Source organism: Lactobacillus sp. C449L (assembly GCF_059900815.1).
Genome location: NZ_JBWXGA010000436.1, coordinates 1 through 397 on the forward strand (window position 1 = coordinate 1; position 397 = coordinate 397).

The window sequence follows — 397 nt, forward strand, 5'->3', positions numbered from 1 at the left end:
TCACGAGGTCCACACCCACGAGCGGGTGCACGTAGAGGATCAGCGCGACGAGGCCGCCGCCTATTCCGGCCGTGAAGCCGCCGATGACGAAGGACAGGCGGAACATGCTCCACACGTTCACGCCCGCAAAGGTCGCCAACTCGTGGTTCTCGCTCGCGAAGCGCAGGAGCAGCCCGTAGCGGGTGCGCCGCATGAACCAGATCAGCGCTCCATACAGGATCGCGCCGACGATCAGGACGACGAGATTGTTGCCGGGAACCGTGACGGGGCCGAGCCGCAGCGGCGGCAGGAGCTCCGGCGCGTGCATGACGCGCGAGTCGGGCGTCCAGGCGATCATCGCCAGGTTGATGATCAGGATCGACAGCCCGATCGTCGCGAGGATCTGGTTGTGCTCGTC

Annotated in this window: 1 protein-coding gene; it reads right to left on the minus strand. The window is 66.2% G+C overall.

Annotated elements, in window-relative coordinates; genetic code table 11:
• Window positions 1–397, minus strand: a 397-nt coding sequence (locus tag AC2JF9_RS10160; RefSeq protein WP_500727522.1) for an ABC transporter permease subunit, incomplete at both ends; no start/stop codon positions are given.